Genomic DNA, 17,205 nt, shown 5'->3' with positions numbered 1-17,205 from the left:
GGCAAGAAGACGTTGGTTCACGATAGATTAGAAATTGTCATTCGGATTGTTGCGGTCCGGCAGGTTTACGTTCTGGTACCCGGGCACGCTGGCCTTGATCGCTTCCATCGGATTGGAGCCGATGCGCGACAGGCCGTTGAGTTCGAGTTGGAAGAAGAAGCCCGTGGATGCCTTGGTCGACGACGTAGGGATACGTTGCGCCACGACCCGGAAGACCCAGCAATCGGCCTTGTATTCCATGCCCAGCAAGCCTTCGGCGACGGTACGGTCAGGCAGCGAGTAGTTGACGCGGCCCACAGCATACCAGCGTTGCGACACCGGCCACTGCCCGGAGACGTCGACCTGCTTGAGCGGATCGAGCAAGCCCGTGAGCGGATTGATGTAGGTGCGATCGAGCCGGTATTGCAGGTTCAGTACGCGCTTGGGCGCCGGTTGCCAGCGCACGCCGAAGGTGGAACGGACCATCTGGCGCAGTGTCTCGCTGTACTGCACCGTGTTGTCGGTGGAGAACTCGCGCGTGATCTGGCCACCCAGTGACAGCAGCAGGTCGGATTTGCTGCCCAGGCTGGTGGCGGTGGTACCACTGATGACCACCCGTGGATCGCTGATGTAGAAGCGCTGGCCCACCGTGGCGCGCAGTCGCTCCAGGCCGTTCTGCTCGATGAAGCGGGTGCTCACGGCAGCGGTCACCTGGTTGGCATCGCTGATACGGTCATGCCCGACGAAGCGGTTCTCGGTAAAGATCTGGGCCAGGTTGAAGTCGGCCAGGCCGGAGTCGAAGTTGGGCAACATCGACTGGTCGCGATAGGGCGTGCGCACATAGAACAGGCGCGGCTCCAGGGTCTGGGTCATGCTGCGGCCCAGCAGCGACGATTCGCGCTCGAAGATCATGCCGCTGTCCAGCGAAGCGGTGGGTACCGTGCGCGTATAGTCGGTGCGTTCGCCCGCGGCCAGGTTGTTGAGGCGATAGCTGGTGGCGTCGAGCATGACCTTGGGCGTGATGAAATACCCCGGGCGCACAATGGGATAAGACACCGATTGCGTGATGAATGCACGGTCGCCGCCCACCAGCTCACCGCTGGCGAAGCGGGTGAAATCGGCCACCGTGCTGAAATCGAAGCCGCCGATGTCATAGCGATTGCCGCTGAAGACCAACTGCGGTACCCGTTCGTATGGCTTGGTGATGGGGCTATTGACGTCTTGCAGCAACTGGTACTTGGAAACCCGTCCGGTCACGCTCCAATACGTGCTGCTGTAGCTCAGGTTGACTTCTCGCGTGAGCAAGCGCTGGGTGCTGCCGGTGATCGAATGGGCAAAGTCGGACGGATAGTCGTTGTCCGAGGCCTTGTTCAGGTTCCAGTTCAGCAACCAGCCAGGCGCCAGGGTCTGCTGGTGCTGTGACGACAACGAATAGCGACCGGTGCCGGTGACCCGATCCTGGATCCCCTCGACATGGGTGATGCCTGAATAATTCTCGCCCAGGTAGCGCGTCTCGGCCCCCATCTGCAGGCCGCGACGGGCGATGTACTTGGGAAACAGCGTCAGGTCGTAGTTCGGTGCCAGGTTGAAGTAATACGGCACCGAGATCTCGGCGCCGCCGTTGCTGGTCATGCCGATGGTCGGCGGCAGCACGCCCGACTTGCGCTCGCCCGACAGCGGGAAGGACATCCAGGGCGAACCCAGGATCGGCACCCCCTTGAAGTACAGCAGGCCACCATGCATGGTGCCGACCTCGCGACCGCTATCGAGGTCCATGGTATTGGCCCGCAGGTACCAGTCGGGATCGGTGGCCTCGCAGGTGCTGTAGGTGCCCTGGGTCACTTCGGCCTGGTCGTCCGACAGGAAGTCGATGCGCTCGGCCCGGCCGCGCCCGCCGTTCTTGCCGATCAGGTAGGTCGGGTTGGTCACGAAGCCGGCGCCCGAGCCCATGTTCATCTGCGCATGATCGCCCGTATAGCGGTCCTGCAAGCGCTTCATCCAGACGTGCCCGGTGGCCTCGACCTCGTCCTGGATGATGCGGTATTCAGCGCGGTCGGCCTTGATGGTGGTACCGCCCTTGACGATCTCGACGTCGCGATCGAGATTGACCTGGCGATCCGGCCGGCCGGTCATCTGTTCGGCGCTGACATTGACGGGAGCGTCCTTGTCGTCGACCGGCGTGGCCGCCGGTGCGGGCAGCGTCATCTGGGCATGCACCGTCAAGGGCAACAGGCTGGCGGCCGATGCCGCCATCAGCAGCGATGAGAAACGCCGTGCGGTCCGCCAGTGGACGGTACGTTCAGAGAGAGACTTGGGGAACCGGATCATGAAAAGAGTGGCAAGACACCGTGCAGGCGGATTTTTTGAAGTTAATCCCTTATTATATGAGAACTCCTCCCCATCAAACGAATTCCTCAGATTGTTCATGTCTTCACCAAGTTCTACCCCAGATCATCGCCAGTTGCTGTTGCAAACCTGGCTCGCTACGCTCGACTCCGTCCCGGTCGACCTCTCCACCCTGCGCCCGGCCTCCGCCGACGCCAGTTTCCGCCGGTATTTCCGGGTGGACACAATCGCCGGGGACAGCGTCATCGCCATGGATGCGCCGCCGCCCCAGGAGGACGTGCGTCCCTTCATCCACGTCGCCGGGGTGTTCGGCGCCACCGGGGTGACAGTGCCCGGGATCCTGGCGCAAGACGTCGAACAGGGCTTTTTGCTGCTGTCCGACCTCGGGTCCACCACCTACCTGCACCAGCTCAACGTCGACAGCGCGCACAGACTATACATGGATGCGATCGACGCCCTGGTGCTTTTACAAGCGCAAAGCAAACCGGACGTCCTGCCCGAATACGATCGGACATTGCTGTCGCGCGAACTGGAGCTGTTTCGCGAGTGGTACATCGGCAAGCACCTGGGCGTGACGCTGTCGGACGAACAAAACGCGGTATTGACCAAGGCGTTCGACGCCATCCTGGCCAACACCCTGGCGCAACCGCAGGTCTATGTGCATCGCGACTACCATTCACGCAACCTGATGGTGCTGCCCAGCGGCAATCCGGGCATGCTCGATTTCCAGGATGCCGTGTACGGCCCCATCACCTACGACCTGGTGTCGCTGCTGCGTGACGCCTACATCCAGTGGGACGAGGAACTGGTGCTGGACTGGGCCATCCGCTATTGGGAAAAGGCCCGCCGTGCAGGCCTGCCGGTGGCGCCCGACATCGACGGCTTCTATCGCGATTTCGAATGGATGGGGCTGCAGCGCCACCTGAAGGTACTGGGCATCTTTGCCCGCCTGCATCACCGGGATGGCAAGGACGCCTACCTCGACGACATTCCGCTGGTGATGCAGTACGTGCTCAAGACGGCACGCCGCTATGTTGCCTTCTCGCCGCTGGTGCGCCTGATCGAGTCCCTGCACAAGGACCTGGCGCCCAAGTTCGGCTATACGTTCTGACATGAAGGCCATGATCTTCGCCGCCGGTCGCGGCACGCGCATGCGCCCGCTCACCGACACCTGTCCCAAGCCGCTGCTGAAGGTGCGCGGCCGGCCACTGATCGTGTGGCAGATCCTGTCGCTGGTGCGGGCCGGCATCACCGAGATCGTCATCAACCACGCCCACCTGGGGCAGATGATCGAGGATACCCTGGGTGACGGCAGCCAGTTCGGTGCGCAACTGCACTACTCGCCCGAGGCCAGCGCGCTGGAGACGGCAGGCGGTATCGCCCAGGCCCGGCACCTGCTGGGCGAGCAACCGTTCGTGGCGGTCTCGGGCGACATCTGGTGCCCTCATTTCGACTACGAACAGGTCAAGACGGTGCTGGAGGACAACGACCCGTGGGGCAATCCGCTGGCGCCGGAACGGCGCGACGTGGCCTGGCTGTACCTGGTCAAGAATCCTCCATTCCACCCCGGGGGCGATTTCGCACTGAACAATTTCTCGATTGCCAACGAGGGCCAGCCGCGCCTGACCTTCGCCAATATCGGCGTCTATCGTCCACAGATGTTCGACGCCATCAGCGCCGGCGAACATGCCAAACTGGGGCCGCTGCTACGCGAATATGCCGCACGCGGCCAGGTCGGCGGCGATGTCTATCGCGGCCCCTGGCATAACGTCGGTACCGTCGAACAACTGGAAGAACTGAACCAGCCGCCCGGAGCCCAACGCCCATGACTTTCAATGCCACTCCCCACGTCGAGCGCCGCCGTCGCCTGCTCGCCAGCATGCAGGCTGCCGGCGGCGGGGTCGCTATCATCGGCACCGCGCCCGAGGTGATGCGCAACCGCGACGCCGATTATCCGTATCGGCATGACAGCTATTTTCACTATCTCTCGGGCTTTACCGAACCGGAAGCGGTGATGGTGCTGGTAGCCGGGTCCGAGCCACGCAGTATCCTGTTCTGTCGCGACAAGAACCTGGAACGCGAGATCTGGGACGGCTATCGCTTCGGGCCCCAGGCCGCGCAGCAGGAGTTCGCCTTCGATGCCGCCCATCCGATCGATGAGCTCGACAAGAGCATGCCGGCCCTGCTGGCGGACGCGCCGGCGATCTTCTATTCGCTGGGACAGGACCGCGGTCGCGATGCGCGACTGCAGGACTGGCTGCAGGGCGTGCGCGGCATGGCCCGCAGCGGCGTGGCCGCGCCCGGGCGCATCGTCGACATCAACGTGTTGCTGGACGACATGCGACTGCATAAGGATGCCACCGAGATCGACACCATGCGGCGCGCCGGCGTGATCTCGGCCGAGGCGCATTGTCGCGCCATGCGCATCTCGCGTCCCGGCCTGCGCGAATACCATCTCGAGGCGGAACTGCTGCACGAGTTCCGCCGCAACGGTTCGCAGTTCCCGGCCTACGGCTCGATCGTGGCCACCGGCGCCAACGCCTGCGTGCTGCACTATCGGGCCGGTGACGCCGAACTCAGGGATGGCGACCTGGTGCTGATCGACGCCGGCTGCGAACTCGACAGCTACGCCGCCGACATCACCCGTACCTTCCCGGCCAATGGCCGTTTTTCGGGCCCGCAACGCGAACTCTACGAAATCGTGCTGGCCGCGCATGCCGCGGCAGTGGCCGAGACCGCCCCCGGCAAGCGCTTCATGGACGGCCACGATGCGGCCGTGCGCATCCTGGCCCAGGGCATGCTCGATACCGGGCTGCTCGATGGCAACAAGCTGGGCACGCGCGACGATGTGATCGAACAGGGTGCCTACCGCCAGTTCTACATGCACCGTACCGGCCATTGGCTGGGCATGGACGTGCACGACGTGGGCGACTATCGCGACCCGCCGGCGGCCGACGGCAGCAAACCCTGGCGTACCCTGCAGCCGGGCATGGTGCTGACCATCGAACCGGGCATCTATGTGCGGCCGGCCGAAGGGGTGCCGGAGCAGTACTGGAACATCGGCATTCGCATCGAGGACGACGCCCATGTCACGGCCAGCGGTTGCGAATTGCTGACCACCGGCGTGCCATCGACGGTGGCCGACATCGAGGCATTGATGCGCCAGGGCTCATGACCAGCCATACGTCTCCCGATGTCGACCTCGTCATCTGCGGCGGCGGCCCGGTCGGCCTGGCCACCGCGGCCTTGCTGGCCGCACGCGGCGCAGAAGTCTCGCGCATCGCGCTGGTCGACCAGAAACCGGCGGCGCAGGCCGCGGCCGACCCGCGCACCATTGCGCTGTCCTACGGCAGCCGCCAGATCATCGAGGAACTGGGTGCCTGGCAAGCGGTCGGGCGCAGCGCCACTGCCATCGAGCAGATCCACGTCTCGCGCCGCGGACATTTCGGTCGCACCCTGCTGGACCGGCGCGACTATCAACTTCCGGCGCTGGGCTATGTGGCCCGCTACGGCACGCTCAACCAGGCGCTCGACAGCGTCGTCGTCGCCAGCGGCGTGCAGCTGTTGCGTCCGGCCGAGGTGGTGGCACTGGAACAGCACCACGACCATGTGGCGGTGCAGCTGCGCGATGGCCGCAGCCTGACCGCGGCATTGGCGATACAGGCCGAGGGCGGGGTGTTCGGCCAGCAATTGCAAAAGAACATGCAGCGCGACTATCGGCAAGTCGCATTGATCGGCCATGTGCAGGTCGACGGCGCCATCGCGCATCGCGCCTTCGAGCGCTTCACCGACGAGGGTCCGCTGGCACTGCTGCCCCAGGACGACGGTTACGCGCTGGTATGGTGCGTCAGTCCCGGCAGTGCCGACGCCCTGCAGGCGCTGGACGACGCCGCCTTCCTGGCGGCGCTGGGACAGGCCTTCGGACAGCGCCTGGGCCGGTTCACGGCCATCGGTTCCCGCCATGCCTATCCACTGGGCCTGAACGCCGGCGTCGAACCCGGGGCCCGGGTGGTGGCCATCGGCAACGCGGCGCAGACCCTGCACCCGGTGGCCGGCCAGGGGCTCAACCTGGGCCTGCGCGACGCGCGCGTGCTGGCCGGGCTGCTGGCGCACGACCACGCGCCGCAGGCGCTGCGCACGTTCGCCCAGCGACGCCGCAGCGACCGCCGGCTTACCGTAGGGCTGACCGATACCATGGCACGGGTCTTCGCCAGTGCGCCGCAAGGTTCGTTGATCCAGGCTGCCCTGGGGTTTTCGCTGGGAATGATCGACCTGGTCTCGCCGGCCCGGGATCTGTTGGCGCAGCAGATGATGTTCGGCCGGCGCTAGGCATGCCCCGGGCCCCGGGCATGAGACAATGCCGTCATCCAACCTGCCACAACGCCAGCCAACATGAAACAAGATCCGCGCTTCAAGAACCTGTTCATCCTCGATCACCCGCTGATCCAGCACAAGCTCACGCACATGCGCGACAAGCGCACCTCCACCCGTACCTTCCGCGACCTACTGCGCGAAATCACCTTGTTGATGGGCTACGAGATCACACGTGACCTGCCGCTGACCACCGAGAAGATCGAGACGCCCCTGGTGACCTACGACGCACCGGTGATCGCCGGCAAGAAGCTGGCGATCGTACCGGTGCTGCGTGCCGGGGTCGGCATGAGCGACGGCCTGCTGGAACTGATTCCGTCGGCCCGCGTCGGGCATATCGGCGTCTATCGCGACCAGGACCATCAACCGGTCGAATACCTGGTGCGCCTGCCGGACCTGCAGGACCGCACCATGATCCTGTGCGACCCGATGGTGGCCACCGGCAATTCGGCGGTATACGCGGTCGATGCCCTGAAAAAGCGCGGCGTGCCCAGCGAACACATCGTGTTCGTGGCGCTGGTAGCCGCGCCCGAAGGGGTACAGGTGTTTTGCGACGCCCATCCCGACGTCAAGCTCTACGTCGCCTCGCTCGATTCGCACCTGGACCAGGACGCCTACATCGTCCCGGGCCTGGGAGATGCCGGGGACCGGATCTTCGGCACCAAGTAAGACCGGACCACCCAACAAGAAACCCCGCTGCGACGGCTATCGCAGCGGGGTTTTTCATGGTTGGTGCGGCACTTGTCAGTCGACGGACTTGACCATGTCCTCGATGACCTTCTTGGCGTCGCCGAAGACCATCATGGTCTTGTCCATGTAGAACAGCTCGTTGTCCAGGCCGGCATAGCCGGCCGCCATCGAGCGCTTGTTCACGATCACGGTCTTGGCCTTGTAGGCTTCCAGGATCGGCATGCCGGCGATCGGCGACTTGGGGTCCTTGGCGGCCGGGTTGACCACGTCGTTGGCGCCCAGCACCAGTACCACGTCGGCCTGGGCGAACTCGCCGTTGATGTCTTCCATCTCGAACACCTGGTCGTACGGCACCTCGGCTTCGGCCAGCAGCACGTTCATGTGACCGGGCATGCGACCGGCTACGGGATGGATCGCATACTTGACGGTCACGCCCTTGTGGGTCAGCTTCTCCGTCAGTTCCTTCAATGCATGCTGGGCACGCGCCACCGCCAGGCCGTAGCCGGGCACGATGATCACGGTCTCGGCGTTGCCCATCAGGAACGCCGCATCGTCGGACGAACCCGACTTGACCGGCCGCTGCTGCTGCGCGCCACCGCTGGCGGCCGCCGCTTCACCGCCGAAGCCGCCCAGGATCACGTTGAAGAACGAACGGTTCATCGCCTTGCACATGATGTACGACAGGATCGCCCCCGACGATCCCACCAGCGAGCCGGCGATGATCAGCATGGAGTTGTTGAGCGAGAAGCCGATGCCGGCTGCGGCCCATCCCGAGTAGCTGTTGAGCATCGACACCACTACCGGCATGTCGGCGCCGCCGATGGGGATGATGATCAACACGCCCAGCACGAAGGCGATGGCCGCCATGATGATGAACGGCAGCCAGTCCTGCGTGAGCACGAAGATGATGCCGAAACCGAGCATGGCCACCGCCAGCAGCAGGTTCAGGAAGTGCTGGCCCGAGAAGCTGACCGGCGCGCCTTGGAACAGGCGGAACTTGTACTTGCCGGACAACTTGCCGAAGGCGATCACCGAACCCGAAAAGGTGATGGCGCCCACGAAGGTGCCGATGAACAGTTCGACGCGGTTGCCCACGGGAATGGCCGCGCCATGCGCGGAAATGCCCAGCGCCCACGGTTCGGCCACGGCCGCGACGGCAATACACACCGCGGCCAGGCCGATGAGCGAGTGCATCGCCGCCACCAGTTCGGGCATCTTGGTCATTTCGACGCTGCGCGCCAGGTAGGCCCCAATGCCGCCACCGACGATCACGCCGGCAGCCACCAGCATATAGCCGATGCTACTGGCCGAATCGGCGCCATCGCCCTTCAACTTGACGATCAACGCCAGCGTGGTCACTACCGCAATCAACATGCCGGCCATGCCGAAGTTGTTACCGCGACGGGCGGTGGCCGGGTGCGACAGGCCCTTCAACGACTGGATGAAGCAGATCGAGGCGACCAGGTACAGCAGGGTGACGAGGTTCATGCTCATGCCGATGCTCCTGCCTTGGCCTTGGGTTCTTTTTTCTTGAACATCTCGAGCATGCGCTGCGTGACCATGAAGCCACCGAACACGTTCACCGCGGCCAGGACCACGCCCAGCGTGCCGGCGATGCGCCCGACCGGACCTTCAGTGAGGCCGGCGGCCAGCATGGCGCCGATGATGATGATGGCCGAGATGGCGTTGGTGACGGCCATGAGCGGTGTATGCAGGGCCGGGGTCACGGTCCAGACCACGTGGTAGCCGACGTAGATCGCCAGCACGAAAATGATCAGGTTGATGATGGTATGGCTGACTTCCATTATTGATTCCTCTGGTTATTGCGCGATGGCGGCATCGCGGGGTCAGATCGCCTTGAGACTGGTGATGCGGTTGCCGGCGTCGACGAACACGATCCGGGGCACGTACTGCCGGACTTCTTCCTCGCTCATCGGTGCATAGGTGCAGATGATCAGCAGATCACCCAGGTGGGCGCGGCGGGCCGCCGCACCGTTGAGTGAAATCTCGCCGCTGCCTCGCTTGCCACGGATGGCATACGTGGAAAAACGCTCGCCGTTGTTGACGTTGTACAGCTCGATCTTCTCGAACTCGCGAATGTCGGCCGCCTCCAGCAGGTCCTCGTCGATGCCGCAGGAGCCTTCGTAGTTGAGATCGCATTCGGTGACGGTTGCGCGATGGATCTTGGCGCGCAGCATGATGCGTTGCATGGGCTTATTTCCTTGTTGAACATGGCATGCCCGCCGGCCGCTTGCACGTGGCGGGCAACGGCCTTACTTGCGCAATACCTCGCCACCCTGGCACACCAGGGTGGCGGCGACGATGTCGTCTTCCTTGTTGATCACCAGGCGCCCTTCGGCGTCGATGATCAGCTTGAGGAAGTCCAGTACATTGCGGGCATACAGCGCCGAGGCATCGGCTGCCACCAGCGCTGCCAGGTTGCCTTCGCCGATGATGTGGACGCCATGCTTGACGACGGTCTTGCCTGACTCCGACAACGGGCAGTTACCGCCCTGGTCGACCGCCATGTCGAGAATCACCGAACCCGGCTTCATGGCCTTGACGGTCTCTTCGCTGATGAGCACCGGTGCCTTGCGGCCCGGGATCAGCGCGGTGGTGATGATGATGTCGGCCTGCCTGGCGCGCTCGTGCACCAGTTCGGCCTGGCGCCGCATCCAGTCGGCCGGCATCGGACGGGCATAGCCGCCCACGCCTTGGGCGATTTCCTTTTCCTCGTCGGTGATGAAGGGCACATCGAGGAACTTGGCGCCGAGCGACTCGATCTGTTCCTTGACCGCCGGACGCACGTCGGACGCCTCGATCACCGCCCCCAGCCGCTTGGCCGTGGCAATGGCCTGCAGGCCCGCCACACCGGCCCCCATGATCAGCATGCGCGCCGCCTTGACGGTGCCGGCCGCGGTCATGAGCATCGGCATGAAACGCTGGTAGGTATTGGCGGCCATCAGCACGGCCTTGTAGCCGGCGATGTTGGCCTGCGACGACAGCACGTCGAGCGACTGCGCACGGGTGGTACGCGGCGCGGCTTCGAGGGCGAAGGCAGTCAGGCCGGCGCTGGCCATGGCGGCATTGTTGTCGGCGTCGAACGGGTTGAGCATGCCGATGACGACCGTGCCGGCCTTGATGCGCGCGCGCTCCTGTTCGCTGGGAGCACGCACCTTCAGCAGGATCTCGGCGGTATAGACCGCCTCGGCGCTGCCGATACTGGCGCCGACGGCGATATAGGCGTCGTCCGGGATGCTGGATTTGACGCCGGCCCCGGACTCGATCATCACCTCGTGCTTGGCGGCCACCAGTTTCTTGACTGTTTCCGGAGTCGCCGCAACACGCGTTTCGCCATCCCGACTTTCGGCGGGAATACCTATCCTCATGCAAAGCTCCTGTTAGTTGATTTCTTACCCGAATCTTACACGACAAAAATTAAAAAACGATAATTCCAGCCAGGTATGAGGCCAGCGTGAAGCGCCCACCGGGCGGGGCTTTGCGCTGAAGAGTCTCACGCAACGCGTTAAAATAACGAATTAACGAGGTAATCAATGTCTGAAGTCTGGAAACCTTCCGTCACGGTGGCGGCCATCATCGAACAGCAGGGTCGCTTCCTGATGGTGGAAGAACGAAGTGGCGGCATCATTCGCATCAACCAGCCGGCCGGGCACCTGGAGCCTGGCGAGTCGCTGCTGCAGGCGGTAGCGCGCGAAGCGCTGGAAGAATCGGCGCGTGTGTTTACGCCCACGGCGCTGGTGGGAAGCTACCTGTCGCGCAATGTGTCATCCTCGCGCGGCGGCATGAGCGTCACCTACCTGCGCTTTGCGTTCGCCGGCGAGGCCGGCGCGGCGCTCGACCGCCCCCTTGACGATGGCATCGTCGGCACCACCTGGCTCACGCGCGACGAACTGGCAGCGTGCGCCGAACGCCATCGCAGCCCGCTGGTGCTGCGCTGCGTGGACGATTATTTGCGCGGCCAGCGCGCGCCACTGGACCTGGTGCACACCGATCCAAGCGCCATCGGCGCCCTGGATGAGGCTTGAGCGCACCGTGCGGCAATTACCTACAGGCAATGTGATATGAGCAAGAAAAGAGTGGTCATCGGCATGTCGGGCGGGGTCGATTCATCGGTCTCGGCCTGGCTGCTGAAGCAGCAGGGGTATGAAGTCATCGGGCTGTTCATGAAGAACTGGGAAGATGACGACGATTCGGAGTATTGCTCGACCCGCGAGGACTGGATCGATGCCGTCAGCGTGGCCGATGTGGTCGGCGTGGATATCGAGGCCGTCAATTTCGCGTCCGAGTACAAGGACCGGGTATTCGCCGAGTTCCTGCGCGAGTACCAGGCCGGGCGCACCCCCAACCCCGATGTGCTGTGCAATGCCGAGATCAAGTTCAAGGCCTTTCTCGATCATGCCATGAAGCTGGGTGCCGACTTCATCGCCACCGGCCATTATGCGCGGGTACGCCAGAACGCCGCCGGCCATTTCGAACTGCTCAAGGCGCTCGACGCCAGCAAGGACCAGAGCTACTTCCTGCACCGCCTGAACCAGGCGCAACTGTCGCGCACCGTGTTCCCGCTGGGCGAGCTGCACAAGACCGAGGTACGTCGCATCGCCGAAGAGCTGAAGCTGCCCAATGCCAGGAAGAAGGATTCGACCGGGATCTGCTTCATCGGCGAACGCCCTTTCCGCGAATTCCTGAACCGCTACCTGTCCTACCAGCCGGGGCCGATCAAGACCGCCGAGGGCGATACCGTCGGCCAGCACGTCGGCCTGTCGTTCTATACGCTGGGGCAGCGCAAGGGCATCGGCATCGGCGGTATCAAGGCGCACCAGAACGCGCAGGGCACCAGCGATGCCTGGTATGTCGCCCGCAAGGATGTGGATGCCAATACGCTCTATATCGTCCAGGGCCACGACCACCCGTGGCTGCTGTCGCCTTCGCTGCAGGCCGGCCAGCTCAGCTGGATTGCCGGCCAGCCCCCCGCTGCCGGGGCGCTGTCGGCCAAGACCCGCTACCGGCAAAGCGACGTGGCCTGCGCGTTCACCGGCGGCGAGGGCCAATTCTCGTTGGAATTCGACACTCCGCAATGGGCAGTCACTCCCGGCCAGTCGGCAGTACTGTACGACGGCGAGATCTGCCTGGGTGGCGGCATCATCGAAAGCGGTGCCCGCACCGACTGAGTTTGCGCCGATCAACAAACGACGCCCCGCATGCCATCCGGCTGCGGGGCGTTTTCATTTTGACAACCAAATCCCACCCTCGCGTGGCGCGCGGAAACTCGAGACGATAAAAATAATCAATCTCATTGATAAAAACCTTGCATTCTCGGCGCAAATGACAAATAATCTAAATAAGAATTGTTCGCATTTAATAGGAGGTGTCATGAGCCAACTGAATGATCACGGTGTGGACCGTCGCAACAAGCCCGGAACGACCGCCAACGGTACTCCGATTACCCGTATCAAGAGCACGGACCTGTTCCGACAAATGCGCGAGCTCGAGATCGACCATGGCGGGCGCATCTACAAATTGCGTTTGACCCAGCTGAACAAGCTGATCCTGACCGCCTGAGGCGGTAGTGATCGATATGTACGGTAGATAACCGGCCAGCCAGCGTTGATGTGGTGTTGACGTGAGCCAGCAAAGCTAGCCAAGTGAGGAGACTTTGATGGTTACCGACAATATGCAACCTGCCTTCGTGGAACCCAACAGCGCGCCGGCCCAACCTGAACTTCTGGTTTCTGCCGTACTGCATCTGATGTCGCACTACACCGCCAACAACCAGCAGGGCTCGCAGAGCTGCGTCAAACTGGCGTCAGTCATCGAAAGGCACCTCAAGGCGCTGGCGGACCTGCCCAACCTGGCGCCGGTATTGCGGGCAACATGCCAGCAATTGTCGGAACAGTGGGCCACAGTAGTCGAACGGACGATGCCTCAGCCTGAGAAATTCAACTTCTTCTCGCGCATCGTATCTGGGGCGAGATCGGCATAGGGCCTGATAAAACAGGCGGCAAGGCGTACAATGATCGTATGTGTTTGTAATAACATCTCCGAAGGCAAGATCCATCAGGCGGTTGATGCAGGCATGACGTCCATGGCCGAGTTGCGCGAGCAACTCGGCGTTGGCACTTGCTGCGGCAAATGCCATTCTTGCGCCAAGAATGTCCTCCGTGAATGTCTCAGCAAGACCAATCAAGCACATCAAAACGCGCGCCCGGTGATCTTCCATGCATCGATGGCAGCAGCGTAGTTAGAATTCATGAACGCCATTCCATCTCCTTTTATGAGTAACGGTTCCCCCAGTGCGCTGATGCGCCAGGTCAAGAAGATCGGCCCCCTTGGCCTGATCATCCTGTTGCACGCCGCCTTCTTCTATGCGCTCCAGAGCGGCCTGATCCACCAGGTCGCCAGCACCATCCCGAAAGAAGTGATCGCTACCTTCATCGTGCCCGAGAAGGCGCCCGAACCGGCGCCCCCCAAGGCCGAGCCGACCCCGCCGAAGGTGGTCAAGACGGTCAAGAAGGTAGTGCAGCCCCCCAAGCCGATCCCGGTCACGGAAGCACCGGCGCCGACTGCCATCACCGCACCGCCACAGCCGCCGGCGCCGGCCGAGCCGGCACCGCAGGTAGCCGCCGCGCCGACGCCGGCCCCGGCCGCCCCACCAGGGCCGGTGCTGCCCAAGCAGATCACCTCCGGCATCGAATACATCGAGCCGCCGCGTTCCAACTATCCAGCCGTATCGCGCCGCATGGGTGAAGAAGGCGTGGTGAACTTCAAGGTAACGGTCAACACCAGCGGCCGCGCCGAGAAGGTCGAGATCACCAAGTCGTCGGGTTTTCCGCGACTGGACGAAGAGGCGCGCCGCGCCGTGATGCGCGCGGTCTACAAACCCTATATCGAGGATGGCCGTGCCATCGTCGTCGCCACCACCGGCAGCATTGCCTTCAAGTTGAACTGATTTTTAACCATCACAGTAGCTAAGGAAGTCATCATGGAAGTTAGTCCGTACGGATTGGAAAGCCTTTGGGCACAAGGAGATTTCGTCACCAAGGGCGTCGCCGTCCTGTTGTTGGCCATGTCGATCGCGTCGTGGTACGTGATCATCACCAAGGCATTTCAGCTGCTGCGCTTCCGCAAGGCATCGGAAGCCGCCGGTCATCAATTCTGGGACACCACCAGCCTGCCGGAAGGCGTGGCCACGCTGGGTTCCGAAAACCCGTTTTCCGAAGTGGCCAAGGCCGGCGTGACCGCCATGAGTCATCACACCGCACACAAGGGTCACCTGCATGACCAGTTGTCGGTCAGCGATTGGGTCACGTTGTCGCTGCGCCAGGCCATCGATGAAGCGTCGGGCAAGCTGCAGACGGGCATGGCCGTGCTGGCATCGGTGGGTTCGACGGCGCCGTTCGTCGGCCTGTTCGGCACCGTCTGGGGCATCTACCACGCGCTGGTATCGATCGGCACCAGCGGCCAGGCCAGCATCGACAAGGTCGCCGGTCCCGTGGGCGAAGCCCTGATCATGACCGCACTGGGCCTGGCCGTGGCGATTCCCGCCACCTTCGGTTACAACGCGCTGGTACGCGGCAACAAGACCACCATCGCCAAGTTGAACAAGTTCGGCTTCGACCTGCATGCGCTGTTTGTCACCGGCTCCCGTGCAGCATCGGAAGAATCCGAGAAAAACGGCACCAAGGCCAAGCTGGCAGCTGTCGGGAGAGCGTAATGGCAATGGGTTCACTGTCCGACTCGGACGACGACTTCAACCCGGAAATCAACACCACGCCGCTGGTCGACGTGATGCTGGTACTGCTGATCATCTTCATCATCACCATTCCGGTGATGAACCATGCGGTGAAGATCGACCTGCCCAAGGCCAGCAGCCAGCCTGACGACGTCAAGCCGGAAAGCATCAATCTTTCCATCGATGCCGGTGGCGACGTGTTCTGGAACGAAGAAAAGATCGATAGCAACCAGTTGAGCGTGCGTATTGCCGCCGCGGCGCAAAAGCAGCCGCAACCGGAACTGCATCTGCGCGCCGAACGCACCACCCAGTATGAAAAGGTGGCGCAGGTAATGGCCGCAGCCCAGTCCGGCGGACTCGGCAAGATCGGCTTCGTGACCGATCCCGAGAAGAAATAAGCCTCTCGCTGGTGACCGGCAAGCCTTCGCCGGTTGCACGATAAAGCCTCCCGCGCCTTCGGCGTCGGAGGCTTTATCCGTTTCTTGGGCCCTGCCCGAGCACCGGCCGGCGCCGCGCCAGCCACGACTCAAACACGGGCAAGAATGATTCGCGCTAATTAATGGTGAAGATTCGAAACGCCTGCGTTAAGATTCGGCCGTTCCCGCCTGCTGCAAACAATGGACACATCGACAACCGGTCCTGCACGGCGTACCGCACTCAACAACATTTTCCAGAGGTTCCCATGAAAGGCGATCCAGCAGTCATCAAGTTGCTCAATGCGCAATTGACCAACGAGCTTTCCGCGATCAATCAATATTTCCTGCACGCGCGCATGTACAAGCATTGGGGCTTCGACAAGATTGCCGCCAAGGAATATGCCGAATCGATCGGCGAGATGAAACATGCCGACAAGCTGATCGACCGCATCCTGATGCTCGACGGCCTGCCCAACCTGCAAGCGCTGCACAAGCTGATGATCGGCGAGAACACGGCCGAAATGCTGGAATGCGACCTGAAGCTGGAACGCGCTGCCCACAAGACCGTCAAGGAAGGCATCGCCACTTCGGAACAGCACGGCGACTATGTCTCGCGCGACCTGTTCCTGATGATCCTGGACGACACCGAAGAACATATCGATTGGCTCGAAACCCAGCTCGACCTGATCTCCAAGGTCGGCATCCAGAATTATCTGCAGAGCCAGATGTCGCCCAGCGAGGGTTGATGCAGGCTGGCCGCGATCGTCGCCCGATCCGGCAGGCGTAAAAAAACGCGCTTCCCATGAAGCGCGTTTTGCATTGGCGGCGTGCCTGGCTCAACCGCGAGGAGTGGTGTCCTTGAAGGATTGCCGCTCGGAAAGCTTGTCGAACAGCTTGGCCAGGGCGGGATAGTCTTCGCGCCAGGCCAGGTCCGGGAAACGGAACGCCAGCCAACCGAGCGCACAGCCGACGGCGACATCGGCCAAGGTGTAGTGATTGCCCACGCAGAACGGCTTTTCACCCAGGCCTTCGGCCATCGCCCGCAGCGAGGCCTCGACCTTGCTCCACTGGCGCTTGATCCATTCGGGGCTCTGCTGCTTGGTGGGACGCAAGGTCTTCTCGATACGCACCAGCACGGCCGCGTCCATCAGGCCATCGGCCAGTGCTTCCCAGCACTTGATCTCGGCGCGATCCCGGCCGTGCGGAGGCAGCAGCTTGCATACCGGGGTCAAGGTATCGAGATATTCGGCAATGACGCGCGAATCGAACATGGCACCGCCGTCGTCCATCAGCAGGCACGGCACCTTGCCCAGAGGATTGCTCTTCTGGATCGTGGTAGCGGCACTCCAGACATCCTCAAGCAGGAATTCGTGATCGATTTTTTTCTCGGCCATCACGACGCGTACTTTACGTACGTACGGACTACTGTAAGAGCCAATGAGCTTGAGCATAATATTTAGAGTAATGATCCGCCGCGATTATAGCATCGGCACCGATGGCTCAATCGGCCCGGCAGCTGCGTGACGCAGCGGGGCAGCGGGGCAGCGGGGCAGCGGGGCAGCGGCAGAACTGGGCCGCGCTGGCGGCCGATGGTAAAATCCCGGTTCAGGCGATTCGGGTACGAATGTCGATCAAGGTCGCATTCCCGCCAAT

The 17,205-nt window shown here is 62.7% G+C and carries 20 protein-coding genes; 14 read left to right on the top strand and 6 right to left on the bottom strand.

Features of this window, described 5'->3' with window-relative positions; all coding sequences use genetic code 11:
* Positions 1-27 precede the first annotated feature (27 nt).
* Complete coding sequence (locus tag PMI40_RS18790; protein WP_008118604.1) at positions 28-2,307, bottom strand: LPS-assembly protein LptD; 2,280 nt, start codon at positions 2,305-2,307, stop codon at positions 28-30.
* 97 nt (positions 2,308-2,404) lie between these two features.
* On the opposite strand from PMI40_RS18790, the gene PMI40_RS18785 reads away from it, so the two are divergent.
* The 5 genes from PMI40_RS18785 to upp all read left to right on the top strand — a co-directional run bounded on the left by PMI40_RS18785 (position 2,405) and on the right by upp (position 7,365).
* Positions 2,405-3,436, top strand: a complete 1,032-nt coding sequence (locus PMI40_RS18785; protein WP_008118602.1) for an aminoglycoside phosphotransferase family protein — start codon at positions 2,405-2,407, stop codon at positions 3,434-3,436.
* 1 nt (position 3,437) lies between these two features.
* Complete coding sequence (murU, locus tag PMI40_RS18780) at positions 3,438-4,154, top strand: N-acetylmuramate alpha-1-phosphate uridylyltransferase MurU (RefSeq protein WP_008118599.1); 717 nt, start codon at positions 3,438-3,440, stop codon at positions 4,152-4,154.
* Positions 4,151-5,500 (top strand): aminopeptidase P N-terminal domain-containing protein, encoded by a 1,350-nt coding sequence (locus tag PMI40_RS18775; RefSeq protein ID WP_008118597.1) that lies wholly within the window; start codon positions 4,151-4,153, stop codon positions 5,498-5,500. Before murU ends, PMI40_RS18775 begins: the two co-directional genes overlap by 4 nt.
* Positions 5,497-6,654 carry an FAD-dependent monooxygenase gene (locus PMI40_RS18770; RefSeq protein ID WP_008118595.1) on the top strand — a complete coding sequence of 386 codons (1,158 nt, stop codon included), beginning with the start codon at positions 5,497-5,499 and terminating at the stop codon, positions 6,652-6,654. Before PMI40_RS18775 ends, PMI40_RS18770 begins: the two co-directional genes overlap by 4 nt.
* Positions 6,655-6,717: 63 nt before the next feature.
* Positions 6,718-7,365, top strand: a complete 648-nt coding sequence (upp, locus tag PMI40_RS18765; RefSeq protein ID WP_008118592.1) for a uracil phosphoribosyltransferase — start codon at positions 6,718-6,720, stop codon at positions 7,363-7,365.
* A 75-nt stretch (positions 7,366-7,440) separates the two neighbouring features.
* On the opposite strand, the gene PMI40_RS18760 is transcribed toward upp, so the two are convergent.
* The 4 genes from PMI40_RS18760 to PMI40_RS18745 all read right to left on the bottom strand — a co-directional run bounded on the left by PMI40_RS18760 (position 7,441) and on the right by PMI40_RS18745 (position 10,775).
* Entirely contained in the window at positions 7,441-8,880 is a 1,440-nt protein-coding gene (locus tag PMI40_RS18760) for an NAD(P)(+) transhydrogenase (Re/Si-specific) subunit beta (protein ID WP_008118590.1), read from the bottom strand.
* Positions 8,877-9,191: an NAD(P) transhydrogenase subunit alpha gene (locus PMI40_RS18755; RefSeq protein ID WP_008118588.1), complete on the bottom strand. Its 315-nt coding sequence runs from the start codon at positions 9,189-9,191 to the stop codon at positions 8,877-8,879. The genes PMI40_RS18760 and PMI40_RS18755 overlap by 4 nt, the downstream gene beginning before the upstream one ends.
* A gap of 42 nt (positions 9,192-9,233) precedes the next feature.
* Positions 9,234-9,596, bottom strand: a complete 363-nt coding sequence (gene panD, locus PMI40_RS18750; protein ID WP_008118587.1) for an aspartate 1-decarboxylase — start codon at positions 9,594-9,596, stop codon at positions 9,234-9,236.
* 63 nt (positions 9,597-9,659) lie between these two features.
* Entirely contained in the window at positions 9,660-10,775 is a 1,116-nt protein-coding gene (locus tag PMI40_RS18745) for a Re/Si-specific NAD(P)(+) transhydrogenase subunit alpha (RefSeq protein WP_008118585.1), read from the bottom strand.
* A gap of 165 nt (positions 10,776-10,940) precedes the next feature.
* Between PMI40_RS18745 and PMI40_RS18740 the strand changes: the two genes are divergently transcribed.
* The 9 genes from PMI40_RS18740 to bfr all read left to right on the top strand — a co-directional run bounded on the left by PMI40_RS18740 (position 10,941) and on the right by bfr (position 16,298).
* Complete coding sequence (locus tag PMI40_RS18740) at positions 10,941-11,432, top strand: NUDIX hydrolase (RefSeq protein ID WP_008118583.1); 492 nt, start codon at positions 10,941-10,943, stop codon at positions 11,430-11,432.
* A gap of 36 nt (positions 11,433-11,468) precedes the next feature.
* Entirely contained in the window at positions 11,469-12,575 is a 1,107-nt protein-coding gene (mnmA, locus tag PMI40_RS18735; RefSeq protein ID WP_008118582.1) for a tRNA 2-thiouridine(34) synthase MnmA, read from the top strand.
* 202 nt (positions 12,576-12,777) lie between these two features.
* Positions 12,778-12,966, top strand: a complete 189-nt coding sequence (gene hemP / locus PMI40_RS18730; protein WP_008118581.1) for a hemin uptake protein HemP — start codon at positions 12,778-12,780, stop codon at positions 12,964-12,966.
* Between the two features lie 97 nt (positions 12,967-13,063).
* The gene (locus PMI40_RS18725; protein ID WP_008118578.1) at positions 13,064-13,387 is read left to right on the top strand and encodes a hypothetical protein; all 324 of its coding nucleotides are present in this window, start codon (positions 13,064-13,066) and stop codon (positions 13,385-13,387) included.
* A gap of 30 nt (positions 13,388-13,417) precedes the next feature.
* Entirely contained in the window at positions 13,418-13,645 is a 228-nt protein-coding gene (locus PMI40_RS23430) for a bacterioferritin-associated ferredoxin (RefSeq protein ID WP_081496492.1), read from the top strand.
* A 9-nt stretch (positions 13,646-13,654) separates the two neighbouring features.
* Positions 13,655-14,353 (top strand): energy transducer TonB, encoded by a 699-nt coding sequence (locus tag PMI40_RS18720; RefSeq protein ID WP_040502398.1) that lies wholly within the window; start codon positions 13,655-13,657, stop codon positions 14,351-14,353.
* A 33-nt stretch (positions 14,354-14,386) separates the two neighbouring features.
* Positions 14,387-15,118, top strand: a complete 732-nt coding sequence (locus tag PMI40_RS18715) for a MotA/TolQ/ExbB proton channel family protein (protein WP_008118575.1) — start codon at positions 14,387-14,389, stop codon at positions 15,116-15,118.
* Positions 15,118-15,534, top strand: a complete 417-nt coding sequence (locus tag PMI40_RS18710; RefSeq protein WP_008118573.1) for a biopolymer transporter ExbD — start codon at positions 15,118-15,120, stop codon at positions 15,532-15,534. Before PMI40_RS18715 ends, PMI40_RS18710 begins: the two co-directional genes overlap by 1 nt.
* A 284-nt stretch (positions 15,535-15,818) precedes the next feature.
* Positions 15,819-16,298, top strand: coding sequence for a bacterioferritin (gene bfr / locus PMI40_RS18705; protein WP_008118571.1), 480 nt, complete (start codon positions 15,819-15,821; stop codon positions 16,296-16,298).
* Positions 16,299-16,388: 90 nt separating this feature from the next.
* Here the strand turns inward: bfr and PMI40_RS18700 are convergent, their stop codons facing one another.
* Positions 16,389-17,003 (bottom strand): glutathione S-transferase C-terminal domain-containing protein, encoded by a 615-nt coding sequence (locus PMI40_RS18700; protein ID WP_008118569.1) that lies wholly within the window; start codon positions 17,001-17,003, stop codon positions 16,389-16,391.
* Positions 17,004-17,205: the final 202 nt, after the last annotated feature.

Origin of the sequence: Herbaspirillum sp. YR522 (genome assembly GCF_000282575.1) — a bacterium.
In the GTDB taxonomy this organism is placed as follows: domain Bacteria; phylum Pseudomonadota; class Gammaproteobacteria; order Burkholderiales; family Burkholderiaceae_D; genus Herbaspirillum.
This window is presented reverse-complemented; position numbering and strand designations above follow the sequence as displayed.